This window comes from Hwanghaeella sp. (assembly GCF_965227365.1).
Lineage (GTDB): Bacteria > Pseudomonadota > Alphaproteobacteria > UBA8366 > Aestuariispiraceae > Hwanghaeella.
In genome coordinates, this window is record NZ_OZ245754.1 from 4,083,306 (window position 1) to 4,097,317 (window position 14,012).

15 protein-coding genes and 1 tRNA gene are annotated in these 14,012 nt (G+C 61.5%); 7 read left to right on the forward strand and 9 right to left on the reverse strand.

Annotated elements, in window-relative coordinates:
• Nucleotides 1-12 precede the first annotated feature (12 nt).
• From queG to ACQK2G_RS18735, 3 genes are all read left to right on the forward strand, one after another.
• Nucleotides 13-1,062 carry a tRNA epoxyqueuosine(34) reductase QueG gene (gene queG / locus ACQK2G_RS18725; RefSeq protein ID WP_425406558.1) on the forward strand — a complete coding sequence of 350 codons (1,050 nt, stop codon included), beginning with the start codon at nt 13-15 and terminating at the stop codon, nt 1,060-1,062.
• Nucleotides 1,063-1,178: 116 nt separating this feature from the next.
• Entirely contained in the window at nt 1,179-2,798 is a 1,620-nt protein-coding gene (locus ACQK2G_RS18730; RefSeq protein WP_425406559.1) for an amidohydrolase, read from the forward strand.
• A gap of 123 nt (nt 2,799-2,921) precedes the next feature.
• Nucleotides 2,922-3,062: a hypothetical protein gene (locus tag ACQK2G_RS18735; protein ID WP_425406560.1), complete on the forward strand. Its 141-nt coding sequence runs from the start codon at nt 2,922-2,924 to the stop codon at nt 3,060-3,062.
• 319 nt (nt 3,063-3,381) lie between these two features.
• Here ACQK2G_RS18735 and ACQK2G_RS18740 read toward each other — a convergent pair whose 3' ends face one another.
• The 3 genes from ACQK2G_RS18740 to rpmB form a co-directional block, all read right to left on the reverse strand.
• Nucleotides 3,382-4,227, reverse strand: coding sequence for an SDR family NAD(P)-dependent oxidoreductase (locus ACQK2G_RS18740; protein WP_425406561.1), 846 nt, complete (start codon nt 4,225-4,227; stop codon nt 3,382-3,384).
• Nucleotides 4,224-4,763: a carboxymuconolactone decarboxylase family protein gene (locus tag ACQK2G_RS18745; RefSeq protein ID WP_425406562.1), complete on the reverse strand. Its 540-nt coding sequence runs from the start codon at nt 4,761-4,763 to the stop codon at nt 4,224-4,226. The genes ACQK2G_RS18740 and ACQK2G_RS18745 overlap by 4 nt, the downstream gene beginning before the upstream one ends.
• A gap of 237 nt (nt 4,764-5,000) precedes the next feature.
• Complete coding sequence (gene rpmB, locus ACQK2G_RS18750) at nt 5,001-5,294, reverse strand: 50S ribosomal protein L28 (RefSeq protein WP_425406563.1); 294 nt, start codon at nt 5,292-5,294, stop codon at nt 5,001-5,003.
• Nucleotides 5,295-5,712: 418 nt separating this feature from the next.
• Here rpmB and ACQK2G_RS18755 point away from each other — a divergent pair, with 418 nt between their 5' ends.
• Nucleotides 5,713-6,240 (forward strand): acyloxyacyl hydrolase, encoded by a 528-nt coding sequence (locus ACQK2G_RS18755; RefSeq protein WP_425406564.1) that lies wholly within the window; start codon nt 5,713-5,715, stop codon nt 6,238-6,240.
• A gap of 122 nt (nt 6,241-6,362) precedes the next feature.
• Complete coding sequence (locus tag ACQK2G_RS18760) at nt 6,363-7,694, forward strand: nucleoside recognition domain-containing protein (protein WP_425406565.1); 1,332 nt, start codon at nt 6,363-6,365, stop codon at nt 7,692-7,694.
• A gap of 162 nt (nt 7,695-7,856) precedes the next feature.
• Here the strand turns inward: ACQK2G_RS18760 and ACQK2G_RS18765 are convergent, their stop codons facing one another.
• The 3 genes from ACQK2G_RS18765 to ACQK2G_RS18775 all read right to left on the reverse strand — a co-directional run bounded on the left by ACQK2G_RS18765 (nt 7,857) and on the right by ACQK2G_RS18775 (nt 10,273).
• Nucleotides 7,857-8,387: a hypothetical protein gene (locus ACQK2G_RS18765; protein ID WP_425406566.1), complete on the reverse strand. Its 531-nt coding sequence runs from the start codon at nt 8,385-8,387 to the stop codon at nt 7,857-7,859.
• Between the two features lie 255 nt (nt 8,388-8,642).
• Nucleotides 8,643-9,107: a hypothetical protein gene (locus ACQK2G_RS18770; protein ID WP_425406567.1), complete on the reverse strand. Its 465-nt coding sequence runs from the start codon at nt 9,105-9,107 to the stop codon at nt 8,643-8,645.
• A gap of 143 nt (nt 9,108-9,250) precedes the next feature.
• A complete protein-coding gene (locus ACQK2G_RS18775) occupies nt 9,251-10,273 on the reverse strand; it encodes a hypothetical protein (protein ID WP_425406568.1) in 1,023 nt (340 codons plus the stop codon).
• Between the two features lie 75 nt (nt 10,274-10,348).
• Here ACQK2G_RS18775 and ACQK2G_RS18780 point away from each other — a divergent pair, with 75 nt between their 5' ends.
• Together ACQK2G_RS18780 and ACQK2G_RS18785 are read left to right on the forward strand one after the other, a co-directional pair.
• Nucleotides 10,349-10,846 carry a MarR family winged helix-turn-helix transcriptional regulator gene (locus ACQK2G_RS18780; protein ID WP_425406569.1) on the forward strand — a complete coding sequence of 166 codons (498 nt, stop codon included), beginning with the start codon at nt 10,349-10,351 and terminating at the stop codon, nt 10,844-10,846.
• A gap of 122 nt (nt 10,847-10,968) precedes the next feature.
• Nucleotides 10,969-11,045 (forward strand) — tRNA-Arg (locus ACQK2G_RS18785).
• 507 nt (nt 11,046-11,552) lie between these two features.
• On the opposite strand, the gene glp is transcribed toward ACQK2G_RS18785, so the two are convergent.
• The 3 genes from glp to ACQK2G_RS18800 are packed head-to-tail and all read right to left on the reverse strand — an operon-like array spanning nt 11,553 to nt 13,952.
• Nucleotides 11,553-12,824 (reverse strand): gephyrin-like molybdotransferase Glp, encoded by a 1,272-nt coding sequence (glp, locus tag ACQK2G_RS18790; RefSeq protein WP_425406570.1) that lies wholly within the window; start codon nt 12,822-12,824, stop codon nt 11,553-11,555.
• Nucleotides 12,821-13,438: a carbonic anhydrase gene (locus ACQK2G_RS18795; RefSeq protein ID WP_425406571.1), complete on the reverse strand. Its 618-nt coding sequence runs from the start codon at nt 13,436-13,438 to the stop codon at nt 12,821-12,823. Before ACQK2G_RS18795 ends, glp begins: the two co-directional genes overlap by 4 nt.
• On the reverse strand, nt 13,431-13,952 hold the full coding sequence (locus ACQK2G_RS18800; protein WP_425406572.1) for a hemerythrin domain-containing protein: 522 nt from the start codon (nt 13,950-13,952) through the stop codon (nt 13,431-13,433). Before ACQK2G_RS18800 ends, ACQK2G_RS18795 begins: the two co-directional genes overlap by 8 nt.
• Nucleotides 13,953-14,012 lie beyond the last annotated feature (60 nt).

Consider the following 14,012-nt stretch of genomic DNA (forward strand, 5'->3'; position numbering starts at 1 on the left):
GAATACGGGGCTATGGACGAGCCGAACCTGAAACAGGCAATCGAGGACAAGGCCCGCGAGATCGGTTTCGACGCGGTCGGCTTCGCGCCCGTCACCCTGACGGAACGGGAGGGCGCGCGCCTCCGCCAGTTCGTCGCAAACGGCGAAAACGGCGATATGGGCTGGATGGGCGAGCGGCTGGAGCATCGGTCCTCGCCCCAAGGCCTGTGGCCTGACGTTAAATCCGTCATCGTGCTGGGCACCAATTACGGCCCGGACCACGACCCGCTCGACGATCTTGAGCACAAGGACCGCGCCGCGATCTCCGTCTACGCCCGCAACCGGGACTATCACGACCTGGTCAAGAAACGCCTGAAGCAACTCGCGCGCTGGCTGGTGGAAACCCAGCCAAGCGAGGTCAAAGTTTTTGTTGATACGGCCCCGGTGATGGAAAAGCCCGTCGCGGCAAAGACGGGCGTCGGCTGGCAGGGCAAGCACACGAACCTCGTCAGCAGCGAATTCGGGTCCTGGCTCTTCCTGGGCGAAGTCTTCACGACCCTTGACCTCGCCCCCGACACGCCCCACAAGGACCAATGCGGGTCCTGCACCGCGTGCCAGGACATCTGCCCGACCAACGCCTTCCCCGCGCCGTACCAGCTCGACGCGCGGCGCTGCATCTCCTACCTCACCATCGAACATAAGGGGCATATCCCGGAGGAATTCAGGGAAGCCATCGGCAACCGCATCTACGGCTGCGACGACTGCCTCGCCGTCTGCCCCTGGAACAAATTCGCCAGCCGCACCAAGGAGGACGCCTTCCTCCCCCGCGCCGAACTCACCGCCCCCCGACTCGCCGATTTTCTGGACCTCGACGACGCCGGCTTCCGCGCACTCTTCACCGCCAGCCCGATAAAACGCATCGGCCGCGACCGGTTCTTGCGGAACGTGCTGATCGGGATCGGCAACAGCGGCGATGCGTCGGTTTTGCCGAAGGTGACGCCGCTGCTGGAAGACGAGTCGGAATTGGTGCGCGCAATGGCCGTTTGGGCAGTGGAAAAGTTAGAACAACGGTCACAATCATAGCCTATCGCTGAAAAACTGTAATCCTTGTGGCCCGGCGACACAGACCAATTGAGCATGCGCATCGAAGCCGATAACGTATCCGCATAACGGCGGCGGGCTGAAATGGGTTGGCGACCATGGCTGAGAAATGCGTTCTGATAACGGGTGCGAGGGTTTTCACGGCCAACCCGGAAGCCCCTTGGGCCGACGCGGTCGTGGTCCAGGGCGACCGCATTATCCATGTCGGGGATACGGACGGAGCGGTATCGGCGGCAGGCCGGGATCCCGAACGGATCGACGCCGCGGGCGGCCTGGTCGTGCCGGGCTTCGTGGACGGTCATGTTCACCTTGCCATGACGGGTGCCGCAATGCGCAAGGCGCAGTTGCGAGGCGCCGGAAACGTCGATGAAATCCGCCGCCGGGTCCGGCAATGGGCGGACGAGAACCCGGATGCGCCGCGCGTTCTCGGCACCGCATGGGTCCATGGCGATGTGCCGAACGGCCGGCCCGACAAGTCGATGCTGGACGATATCGTGCCTGACCGACCGGTCTATCTGGATGCGTTCGACTTCCATTCGACCTGGGTCAATTCGGCGGCGCTCGAGGAACTCGGCATCACTGCCGAGACGCCCGATCCCGTCGGCGGGGAAATCGTGCGCGATCCGGCAACCGGGGAGGCGACCGGATGGCTGCAAGAGACAGCGACGACCAACATGGTTTGGCCGCTGCTGAGCAACGTGTCGGATGATGAGCTCGATTTGCAGGTCTCCGCGGCGCTTGAGGCTTTCGCCCGGGCCGGAATCACATCTGTCGTCGAAATGGCTCTTGAGGAACAGGCGCTCGAATCCGTGGCGCGGTTGCACGCGGCGGGTAAACTCTCGGCGCGCGTCATCGGCCACATCATCATGTGGCGAACCGGTGACTTGGAGGAGGAGTTGGCGCAGGTCGCACGCGCGGCGGAGCTGGCGAAGCAGTATCAGGGAGACATGCTGCGGGTCACCGGCATCAAATTCATCGGCGACGGCACGATTGACGGCTGTACAGCCGCGTTGAGCCAGCCTTATACCGACGGCAGCAACTGCGATCCGATCTGGCCGGACGACGCGCTGACGCCGATGGTTGCGGCAGCCGACAAGGCCGGTCTACAGGTCGCCATTCACGCGATCGGCGACGCCACCATCGACGATGCCATCAATGCGATTGAGAACGCCGCCAAGGTCAATGGCACGTCCGGCCGGCGCCACCGGATAGAACATTTGGAATATGCCCGGGAAGACCAGATCGAACGGATCGGCCGGATCGGTATCACCGCGTCGATGCAACCGGTCCATGTCGATCCGGCCTATCTTGCGAACTGGTTGGAAAAGCTCGGCGCCGAGCGGGGAGCCAACGGATTCGCCTGGCCACTCTACCTGAAGGCCGGCGCGCCGCTGGCCTTCGGCACGGATACGCCGACCGCCCCCTATGAGGCGCTCCCGAATATGTATATTGCCTCGACACGGAAATCGCCGAGCGACGAGACGATCCAGCCGCACCGCCCGGACTGGGCGCTCCCCATGGAGGATGCGATACGCCACGGTACGCGGGAACCGGCCTGGGCCGCCCATCTCGACGGCGTCACCGGCACCTTGAAGGCGGGCATGGCCGCCGACATCGTCATCCTCGACCGCGACTTTTTCGCGGAAGGCCCGGCATCGCTCCTGAAGACCGACGTCCGGCTGACGATGATCGACGGCCGGGTCGTCTATTCGGCTTAGGGTTCGGACGTAGCCGCGCGATGCGCTGCAATTGGGCCTGTTATGATGCCGGGCAGCTGACATGGCCGTAACTTCGGCAACCCGATAAAACGCATCGGCCGCGACCGGTTTCTTCGGAACGTCTTGATCGGGATCGGCAACAGCGGTGACGCGTCGGTCCAACCGAAAGTCACCCCGTTGCTGGAAGACGAGTCGAAGCTGGTGCGGGAAATGGCGGTTTGGGCGGCACGGAAGTTGAGTGAAGTGTTACTGCAAAAAGCCTGAGATCAATCCTGTCGCAACCGCCGCGAAGAAGGCCAACAGGAACCACCTAAGTCGTTTCTCCGCCTCGTGCTCGAGAACTTTTTCACGTCTCCGCCTGTCCTTCACCCATTCGTGGTGATCAAACATTTCTCTTTCCCGAGTCGCTTCTCTCCACGCCCAGTATTTCGAGAAGGCGAATGGAAAAAGGAAGAGGCAGAAGGTTCCCGCCAAGGCTGATACTATCGAAAGAATTTTCGGCAACACCGCTTTGACCTCTGGACTGTGTCGACGCAATAAACTTGTCCCGTGACAGTTTATTCTATTCCTTCTGTGATCGAACCTACCCCGGCATCGCCGCCGCCAACCCGCCGTCGACAATTAGTTCCGTGCCCGTGACGTGTCCGGCCTCTTTCGAGACGAGGTAGAGGATGGCGTTGGCGACGTCCCAGCCGGTGCCGGCCTGTTTCATGGGGATTTGCTTCGCGCGTTTTTGGATGAGGGCTTCGGCGTCGGCGGCGCCGAGCTGGGCGACGAGGCGGGCTTCGACCAAGGGCGTGTGGAGCAGGCCCGGGATGACCGTGTTGCAGCGCAGGCCCTGGGCCGCGTGCTGGATGGCGATGGAGCGGCTGAGCGCGATGACGGCACTTTTGGTCGCCGTATAGGCGCTATGCACGCGACCTTCCCCCATGCGGATCGCGACGATGGAGGACAGGTTCACGATCGCCCCGCCGCCCCGCTGCAGGATATGCGGAATAGTGTATTTGCAGCCCAGATAGGCGCTATTGAGGTTGAGGGCGACCTGCCGGTCCCAGACGTCTTCCGCCATCTCCACCACGCCGCCAGGGACCGAGCCGCCGACATTATTGACCGTGATGTCGATGCCGCCGAAAGCCTCCACGCAGGTCTTCACCGCGGTCTGCACGCTGTCCGACGATGTCGCGTCCATCACGAAGGCCTGGGCCGTGCCGCCTTCCGAGGCGATGATGTCGACCGTTTCCTGAACCGCGTCGGCTGAGATATCGGTGCAGAAAACTTTGGCCCCGCGCCTTGCCAACAGCGCTGCCGTGGCCTTCCCATTCCCCCAACCGGGCCCGACGCTGCCGGCGCCGCCGACAAAGGCGACCTTGCCGTCGAGGCGGAAGAAGTCACTCGGATCGGGCGCGCCGGCCAATTTAGCGTCACTCATTTCACCCAGCCCCCGCGGTCGTCCTTGGCGTCGATATGCAGCGCTTCGAGAACGCGGGAAACCATGTTGTAACCGGCGATGGTGACGGTCAGTTCCAGCATCAGCTTGTTGTCCAGATGCTGTTTCACCTCGGCGAAAACGGCGTCATCCACATGCACCTTGCGGGTCATCTGATCGCAATAGGCGAGGATGGCGCGGTGTTTCGGGGTATAGACGCTGGAATTCTGCCAGTCGGCCAGTTCGTCCACCTGGGCTTCGGTCAGTCCTTCCTTCAGGGCGATGGGGCGGTGCTGTTGCGCCTCATAGGGTGCGCCGTTGATCAGGGCCACCTGCATGATCACCAGTTCCCGCAGATCGCCCGGCAGCGTCCCCTTCTGGCGCACCGCGGTGAAAAGCTGCAGCCAGCCGTCGGTGATTTCCTCGCTGTGAAGCAGCATGGCGTAGAGGTGCAGGACCTCCCCCCGCTGGGCCTTCACCCGTTCGATAAGGGCGTCGTTCTTCACGTCTTCCGGTGATGCATAGGGAATGCGCGCCATGGGTTCCTCCTGCTTGTCGCTGTTTGGCGGCAAGCTTGCACCGAACCGGCATGGGGAGGGGAGTCCTTAACGCAGCGGCGTCAGGAACAAGCGCATTCACGCCGGGGAACAACAGGCGTTGAAACGGCCCGGAAACGCCGTGGCCCGGGCAACGAAAAAGGCCCGCCGAGCGGCAGGCCTTCCCCAAACTCTTCGAACCGATCCCCCGATTTTAGGGGGCAGGCTCAGGCGTCGCCCTTAGGCGGCAACCTTGGCCATCCGGCGCGAGATGCGCTTTTTCAAGCGCTGCGCTTCTTCCGGCAGCTTGCGGTTCGGCGTCTTCAGCAGATACGCGTCCAGGCCGCCGGCCTTTTCGATGGTGCGGATCGCACGCGTCGTCAGGCGCAGGCGGACCTGCTCGTTCAGCGCATCGCTCATCAGCCGCGTCGACTGCAGGTTCGGCAGGAACCGGCGACGGGAGTGATTCATGGCGTGCGACACGTTGTTGCCGGTCATGACGCCCGTACCGGTGATCGTGCAACGTCTGGACATGGTACAAATCCTTTTTCAGCGCCTTTTCGGGCGCCGGCTTTTAGAAACTGGCTTTCCCAACTGTCTTTTTGCGCGTCGGCCGAACCGCCCGTCCCCAACCTGGAATTTCAGTGAAAATTCCCGCAAGAACCCATACGATCCGCCGCCCAACCGGGTAAACCCGTGCGCGAAGCGCTGTCTTCTAGTGCACGGGGCTGGACCCGTCAAGCGCGGAAACCCCAGAAATGTGCAGGAAAAGCACAGGAAAAAGGCGGGGAACGGGCGGCGCGCACTCTGGTATCCGCCCCGTCCAGGCGACCGTCGCCTTCGCGCCACATTGCCCGGCCAAATTGCGGCAAGGGCTTGTCCCGCAACGGTCTTTCGCTATCATGCGCGGAATCTGCTGCACACAGTCGCTGTATTAGGGGGAGTACGCTTGATGCTCAAGCGCGTCATGATCATGCGTGGGGCCGCTTTCGCCTTGGCCGCCCTGTTGTTCGGGGCCGGCATCGCATCCACCGCACAGGCCGGGGGCGATCCCGCCTTCATCCGTTTCGGCGCGGGATATTACGATATCAACGACGACGAGGACGCGGGCGAATTCCATCTGGAATACATCTCCGACCTGGATTGGTGGATCTTCACCCCGATGGTCGGCGTGATGGCGACAACCGACGCGGCGGCCTATGTCTATGCCGGGATCCGCGCCGACATCTATCTGGGGCGGCGCTGGGTGATCACCCCGCAATTCGCACCCGGCCTGTATCATGACGGGGACGGCAAGGATCTGGGCCATATCATCGAATTCCGCTCGGGCCTGGAAGTCGCCTATCGGTTCGACGACCGCAGCCGGTTGGGCCTGACGCTCTATCACCTCTCCAATGCCAGCCTGGACGACAACAATCCGGGTACCGAGGTGGTGACGCTGCACTACTCCCTGCCGATGAACAGCCTGTTCAACGACTAATCGGCCCTATTTCCTGACTTGATTTTGGTCGGCAGCCGGTATCCGCCGGTTGCCGACCCGTGCCCGAATCGCGGCAGAGTGATCCCCTTCCCTCTTCAGAGCCACCGGGGACCGGCCGCGCCATGAACGCCATCTTCTTCGCCATCGTCCTGATCGCCTTTTCCGTCGCCGCCTTCCGCCAGATCACCTGGGTCGCGGAGACGCCGGAGGATGTCAGCCCGATGGATGCGCTGGGCATCGGCATGATCGACACGGCCGAAGCCTCGGTAACGCTCGCCATCGGCCTGGTCGGCGTGATGGCCTTGTTCCTGGGGCTGATGAAGGTGGCCGAGCATGGCGGTCTGCTGGTGATCATCGCCAAGCTGCTGCGCCCCCTGATGAAACGCCTGTTCCCGGACGTGCCCGCGGACCACCCTGCCATGGGCGCGATGATCCTGAACATGTCGGCCAATGTCATGGGACTGGGCAATGCGGCGACGCCCTTCGGCATCCGCGCGATGCAGGAACTGGACAAGCTGAACACGCAAAAGGGCACCGCGACGAACGCCATGGCGCTGTTCCTGGCGATCAACACCTCCAGCGTCACGCTGTTGCCGACCGGGGTGATCGCGATTCGCGCGGCGGCGGGCTCGGACGACCCGGCGGGGATCGTGCCGACGACCCTGGTCGCGACGATCTGTTCCACCACCGTCGCGATCATCATGGCCAAACTGCTGCAGCGGTATTGGGCCGCCTCCTCGCCCGCGCTGCCGGATGTCGGCGCTTCCGATGGGGTGGAAACCGCACCCGAAGAGGCCGCGACAGACGCGCCGGACGAGGCCCGGGACCTGTCCAAGGCCGACGACTCCTATTCCGCGACGGCCTCGATCATCGCGCTGCTCTGCCTCTTCGCGCTGGTGCCGCTGACCGTGGTCTACGGCAAGGAAATCGCCCCCTGGATCATTCCGGGCCTGATGATCTCGCTGCTCGCCTTCGGGGTCGCCAAGAAAGTGCCGGTCTATGAAAGCTTCGTGGAGGGCGCGAAGGACGGGTTCAACGTGGCCCTGCGCATCATCCCCTATCTGGTGGCGATCCTGGTCGCGGTCGGCATGTTCCGGAACAGCGGGGCGATGGACCTTCTGATCATACCGCTTTCCGCGATCACCGGGCCGCTCGGCCTGCCGGCGGAAGCCCTGCCGATGGCGTTGCTGCGGCCGCTTTCCGGCTCCGGCGCCTATGGCATCATGGCGTCGATCATCAACGACCAGGCGATCGGCCCGGACAGTTATACCGGCTATCTGGTCAGCACCCTGCAGGGCTCGACGGAAACGACATTCTATGTGCTGGCGGTCTATTTCGGGGCGGTGCAGATCAAGCGCATCCGCCACGCGCTGGCCGCCGCGCTCAGCGCCGACCTCGCCGGCATCGTCGCCGCCGTCGTCATCTGCTCCATCCTGTATGGCAGCCTGGCGTGAGGGGCATTGATTCCCCTAGTGCCTGGTATGCGGGCCGGGTACCGAACGGCTGTTTCTCAAGCTGCATCAACCTCACAACGCCGAGGGAGAGATTGACCCTGGCTCGCCAAGGTCCGTCGTCGACTTCCGGATGATCCAGCCGGAAATGGCTGCACCTCGCTTCTAGTCCACGATATGCCAGGCCCCGTCTTCCTGCAGACAAGCGGTACCGTATGCCTCTTCGGTCTGCCCGGCTATGGTCACTGTCTGGCGGAACTCCCGGCACATATGGCCGCCCGCATCGACCCCCTCGCGCAATGCTGTCGCGGCCCCCGAAGCGCCGTCCGCTTCCCAAACGATCGCTTCGCCCAGCGGCGCCGTCGTCGCCTCGATTTGCGCTTGTTCATGATAACGCACCTGATCCTCGCTCATCCGATCAAGCAGGGTTGGCGTTATTGCCGTCAAAGCGATCCAGCGGGCGGCTTCCTTGTCGCGATAGTAAAATCCATATCCAAATATGGCCGGGCCGTGGGGTCGATAGACAACCAAAGGGCCAACCGCGCGGCGCCGCGGTGCGACACCCGCCGGATGCTTCACGACCGTCTTTGGCCGCACCACGAGCCGATGCCGGTCCGGCGCCTTCCAGACGATTTCGGGCCCGGCGGATCGGACCCCGCGTGGTCTTGGATCGCCACGGTCCTGAGCAGCAGCCATTGGTGCGAATGCGCCGGCGGCCACTAGCACAAGAGCTGCCAGAAAGAGGATCCGGTTTCGGTCCATTGTTGCGACCGCAGTTATTCGTTTAAGCATGGGGGAGATACCATTCTGTCATGTTTGCCTATGAGGAGGACGCGATTTCGGTCTTCAACCTGTCCTAAACCTGTCCTCGCGTGGGAGGGCCCGTCGCAGGAAATCCCGAATAGTCCGACTTCCATCCATCGGGGGTGTGTCGCCGACCGAAAATGACGATCATGGACGCCTCGGTCCTGCGCCGTTGAAGATCAGTTCCGGCCTTTCCAGAAAGCTGTCATTGTTCTTGTCCAACCCGTTAAATTCCTGACGCAGTTGCGCATCGAATTCACCGTGACTGATGACGCCGTCCAGGTTTCGATCAAATGATCCGAAGGAGGGCAGTGCGCCCGCCGTGCCAAGCGCCGAACGCGCCCACTCATCGAACTCGATCGCCCGAACCGGTCCGGACTGCTCCAGTTTCCGCCATTCGCGGTCGAGCCCATTCTGAAATTCCGCGGCGTCCACGAGGTGATCGCTATTTGCGTCAAGGCCGGTCAGAAACAATGCGATCGGTTTTGCAACCGGTCCCGTTTGTCCAACGGGTGACATGCGTTCGGCGCCAGGTTTTTGCGGACGCCGATCCGGCCCGCCCGCGCACGCGCTGAGCGCGATCGCACTGACGGTGATCATGACGAAGGCCATCCAACGTGATCCTGATTTGATGGTCCTGTTTGGGTACGATGGCATAATTTTTCCTCTACTTTGGTTTCCCTTCCCCTGAACGTTGGGGGACATCCGGGAAGGCGGTTCGTCCCATTTTTCGGACGGGAGCGCGCAAATGTCAGTTATGGTCGTCGCGGGGGAATGGATGCATCGCATGAAGTCGAGTCGTTCGGCAGGACACAGCCCGACTGTGCCGCGAGGCATCCGAGAATGGCGTTCGAGCCAGCCTCACCGGCGTGATAGTGATACGGCAGGTCTTCCGTTTCATGCCCGTTGCACATGTCGAGCCCTTCCGGGACCCGACCATTCGCCATCAGATGCGTGAAGATCGCATGGCCATCCATCGCAATCCCAATTTGCCCGCCATGCGATTTGACAAGGTCCGCCTTCGTCGGGTCCAAGCTTGTCTCGTTGCCGGATACGCATCCCGTCACCGCATGATAGTGATAACCCACATGGGTATTCACATGGCCGCCGCAGTCGTCGAACGGGGCAATCGTGTAAGCTCCGAGAATGGCGTCCACGGGCGCCGGGCCATCCAGTCGCACGCCGTTCGCAGCGATGCCGGAACCGCTGTGATGCGTCGGCACCGGCCGGGCGACCGTGACAGGTTCCAACGGAATGACGTAGGTCAGTCTCGTGTTTTCCGGCATGTATTCCGGCAAGCATTGGACGCAATAGTTTTGATAATTCGGGTCGACATCCGGGCGCGCTGCGGCCTCGCACGCTTCCAAGGTCCCCGTGAAACGAACCGCGCCCGTTTCCGGGTCATACAGTTTCCATTTCGTATCACCAAACGTCTTTGCGAGACTTGTGATGAAATTCCCGTCGACATCCACGGTTTTTCCGTCAAGGAACCAGATCCCGCCAGCTTCGGGGCCGTCCGTTATGGCTGTGGGGCACCAGGGACCGGGTTCGTAGTCGCCGGGGTCGGGGCGAACCGTGATTGAGAAACAGGTGGTTTCCGCGCCACCGGACAGTTTGCACTCCGTCAGTGCGGGCCCCCGCACGACCTGCGCAGCCGAAAAGAAATTGGCAATGCGGTCAAGATCAGGCTCTGCCGATTGGGCGGATGCGCTGCTGATCAACGCAACGACCGCACCGAACAAGGACGACAGTGAATTCGCAAAAATCTTATCGGCCATAAAGAACTCCGTTCAGTTGAGGAATAGTCGAGATTGCCTTGCAATATTTCATTAGATAGTATACTAATTATTAGTATGCAATCAGATGCTCACAAATTTCATGGACTGCTTCACAGTGCTGCGCTCGTCGAGGGGATCCTGCGCCGGGAATTGGCGCCGCTCGGCATTTCGCCGCGGCAGGCACGCGTCATAGAGGCAATGGGCCGAACGAGCCCGGTCTCGCAGGCAGATCTTGCGGCGGCATTCGGGATCACATCCGCCAGCATGAGCACCATGACGGACCGATTGCTGGTCAACGGATACATCACACGGTCCACCGATCCGACATCACGCCGGCAGAACGTTCTCGAATTGACGGACAAAGGACGTACCTTGCTTTCCGGAATCGATGAGGCCTGGGCGGCGATCGACGACGTGATTCGCGTCGCACTCGGTGAAGACGCTGCGGCGTTCTTCTCACTTACCCTAAGATTGCGCGACACCTTGGGCGGCACGGTGCCAGACACAAGGACAGTCTCCGGCGCGGCCCCGGATCTTGCGGGAACCCCCGCGTTAGCCACGGCATCGGACTGAATCGGTTCGCCCCGCACACCATGCGCCCCTCCACTTTTGAAACTAAACGGCGACCCGGCCTCAATCGAGACTTTGCCGCAGCGGAAGGGTCTGCTATTTCACCACAGGCCGATTGAAATAGTGCGCCCGTAGCTCAGCAGGATAGAGCACAGGATTCCTAATCCTGGGGCCGTGGGTTCGAATCCCGCCGGGCGCACCAAATTCGTACTACAAAGCATAGCGGATACGGTGCGGCTGAAGGCACCCATGCCAAGAGCCGTGCATACCGACAATTCTCCCAATCCTAGGAAGAAATGACTCTGTGGTATCGGGCTAACATCTGATTCCACCGAACCTGTGCCATTCTCCATTCTATTCATCGATAGGTTCCGTTTTTCACGATGACGATTTGAGCAGTTTGAACACAACTACAGCCAATCAATGAGTGATCGGATGACTGGGAATCCAGTTGCATAGGAACGAGCAGTGTTTCCTTCTCTTGCCGTGATCGGGGATATCCAATCTCAAACCCCGCCTCCATAAGACCAGAGGAGCACTGGTTCATTTGACTGAAAAATCAGGCCGTACGGCTCATGCCCCTCGCGCCGGAAGCGCTATCCATCCAGAGGGCTTTGCCGACAAACCATGATGACTGCACAGGCAAACGAGCCATTCGCCTTTTGTATAGAGTATCAAGGACGCGCCTCGTTGCCGAAACAGTGGGCAGTCAGAATGGGTAGAATCGGATCAAGCCGGCTTGCGGCACTTTTGCCACGTCAGGCGGGATTTCCGCGATCCCAACAGCTTCGACCAACCCGGATACCTTGGCGGAATGCGTGACCGCCGCGCAATGAACGACCGTTCGGCCCAGCCCGTCGAAACCTTCAATTCGCGCCAACCGAAACTCACTGCGCCCTGTTGGGTGGGTGAGGCACGTCGCCGTAATCGCGGGAATCGCCATGCGGCGCGCTTTGGACAAACCGGCAAGCGCGTCATGGATCGGGACCCCAAACAAGGTCCAAGCGACCAAAGCAGCATAGGGATTGCCGGGAAGGCCAAGCCAGCAGGTTCGGCCGATTTTCCCGAAAGACACCGGCTTGCCGGGTTTCATGGCTACGCCGGAGAAGACAATATCGCCGCCTGCGTCCAGGAGGGCCGCTTTGACAAAATCCCTTTCCCCGACCGAGACCCCGCCGGTCGTGACGATCAAGTCGCTTATCCCGGCCAATCGTAACAGTTCATTCGCCATTGCCCGCCTGTCGTCCAGGACGGAACCCGTATCCACGATCTCCGCCCCGACAGATTGCAAGGCGGACCGGAGCATCGGCGAGTTGACGTCCCAAATCCCGGACCCGTCCAGGGCTTCGCCGGATTTACGCAACTCATCGCCGGTGGCTAGGACCGCGACACGCACCCGCCCCCGGACCGTCACCTTGCGATGGCCGGCCGCAGCCAGGGCGGCAATCTCCGAGGCCCCCAGGCGGGAGCCGCCTTTGATGACCGGCTGTCCTTGCTGCAAGTCCTCCCCACGGTATCGAACATGGCTTGCTGCTATCGGTCGGGACGAGAAGACGGCGAACCCGTTCGCGAAGGTCACATGCTCCTGCGGCACGACGGTGTCCGCGCCGTTCGGGATGGGCGCACCGGTCATAACCTGTGCAACCGATTTCGGATGAAGGCCGGTGCCGTATCCATGACCCGCCGCCAAATTGCCCGACACGGGAAACGTCCAGGGTCCATCGCCCCGGAAGTCCTGTATCCGGACAGCAAATCCGTCCATCGCCGAATTCGCGAAAGGCGGCACCGGAGCCGCAGCATATGCCGTATCCGCAAGGACACGTCCGCCAATTCGCTCAAACGCCAGAGTCTCCATCCGCTCGACCGGCCCTACCGCCGAGGAAACGATAGAGACCGCCTCATGCACCGGAATCAATGATTTCCTTGGAGCGAGATCGTCACAGCAACAGTTTTCCGGCAGTATCGGTCTGAGGGCAGTCATTTGCCTTCTCCTTCTTCGAAGATGCCGCGCGACACGGTGCAATCGAGGTTCCGCAACAGACCATCCTTCAAACCATAGATCAGCCCGTGCACCTTTACCGGTTCGCCCCGTGCCCAAGCGCGCCGCAAAATCGGCGTTTCCGATACCCGGCGAACTCCTTCGACAACATTCAACTCGGCCAGCTTATCGCGCTGTTCCTCCAACGACGCGCATTGCGTCAAGTCGATGGCGTAAGATCGCGACAACCGCCTGATCGGTTCCAGCCAATGATCGGCGAGACCGTGCGGCAAGTCCTCCGTCGCGGCGCGCACACCGCCGCACCCATAATGCCCGCATACGATGATCTCCCGAATGCTCAGGGCCTCCACCGCAAATTCCAGAGCGGACAACAGGTTCATATCCGACGAATGGACGACATTCGCCACGTTGCGGTGGACGAAGACCTCACCGGGATCCAACCCGGCGACGACGTTCGCAGGCACCCGGCTGTCGGAGCAGCCGATCCAAAAGAATTCCGGCGACTGCCGGGTGGCGAGACGCGCGAAATAGCCCGGTTCCTCGGATATTCGCGTGGCGGACCAACCGCGATTGCGCGACAAAAGGTCGTCAAGCATTCCAAAACCTTCCCATTGCACCGGTCTTCCGGCGTCTGATCATGTTCCGATGCATGGCCTCCAGATCTTCCTTGGACAAACGCGCACGGGCGATCGGTAAGATTACCGCATTCTCGAAAATCAAATGCCGGCGTGCGTGCCCCGCATAGACCGAGAGCACCTCGCGAGCCCCGTCGTCGATCTCACCGTCCAGTTCCTGCATGATGCGCAGGATCTCCAGCACAGCCTCCGTGTCATGACCCGAATAGGCGTGCTCGGCGAACAATCTCTCGATGGCGCGGTCGATCTCGTCGTCGGGCTGGCATCTGGCCTGCATGCGCGGGAACAAATCTTCCTCTTCGTCCAGAAGGTGCAAAGGCAGCTCGACCGCCAGGAATTCGATGATGTCAGCGAGATCCTCCGGCGTCACGTTCTTGGCGTCCGGCCCCGCCAACTTGTCCAAAAAGGTGCAGACTTCGCGCTCCGCCAGGTGATGATCCGCGATGCAGTCCAGTGGATTTTCGATACGCCGCATTTCCGCTGGTCGAGACAGGCAAGAATCCAGGAATGACAGTGTATAAATGCCCATTGAACT

Coding starts and splice junctions, on each gene's coding strand:
- queG (WP_425406558.1), top strand. CDS start 13: ATGGACGAGCCGAACCTGAAACAGGCAATCGAGGACAAGGCCCGCGAG.
- ACQK2G_RS18730 (WP_425406559.1), top strand. CDS start 1,179: ATGGCTGAGAAATGCGTTCTGATAACGGGTGCGAGGGTTTTCACGGCC.
- ACQK2G_RS18740 (WP_425406561.1), bottom strand. CDS start 4,227: ATGAGTGACGCTAAATTGGCCGGCGCGCCCGATCCGAGTGACTTCTTC.
- ACQK2G_RS18745 (WP_425406562.1), bottom strand. CDS start 4,763: ATGGCGCGCATTCCCTATGCATCACCGGAAGACGTGAAGAACGACGCC.
- rpmB (WP_425406563.1), bottom strand. CDS start 5,294: ATGTCCAGACGTTGCACGATCACCGGTACGGGCGTCATGACCGGCAAC.
- ACQK2G_RS18755 (WP_425406564.1), top strand. CDS start 5,713: ATGCTCAAGCGCGTCATGATCATGCGTGGGGCCGCTTTCGCCTTGGCC.
- ACQK2G_RS18760 (WP_425406565.1), top strand. CDS start 6,363: ATGAACGCCATCTTCTTCGCCATCGTCCTGATCGCCTTTTCCGTCGCC.
- ACQK2G_RS18765 (WP_425406566.1), bottom strand. CDS start 8,387: ATGGCTGCTGCTCAGGACCGTGGCGATCCAAGACCACGCGGGGTCCGA.
- ACQK2G_RS18770 (WP_425406567.1), bottom strand. CDS start 9,107: ATGGCCTTCGTCATGATCACCGTCAGTGCGATCGCGCTCAGCGCGTGC.
- ACQK2G_RS18775 (WP_425406568.1), bottom strand. CDS start 10,273: ATGGCCGATAAGATTTTTGCGAATTCACTGTCGTCCTTGTTCGGTGCG.
- ACQK2G_RS18780 (WP_425406569.1), top strand. CDS start 10,349: ATGCAATCAGATGCTCACAAATTTCATGGACTGCTTCACAGTGCTGCG.
- glp (WP_425406570.1), bottom strand. CDS start 12,824: ATGACTGCCCTCAGACCGATACTGCCGGAAAACTGTTGCTGTGACGAT.
- ACQK2G_RS18795 (WP_425406571.1), bottom strand. CDS start 13,438: ATGCTTGACGACCTTTTGTCGCGCAATCGCGGTTGGTCCGCCACGCGA.
- ACQK2G_RS18800 (WP_425406572.1), bottom strand. CDS start 13,952: ATGCGGCGTATCGAAAATCCACTGGACTGCATCGCGGATCATCACCTG.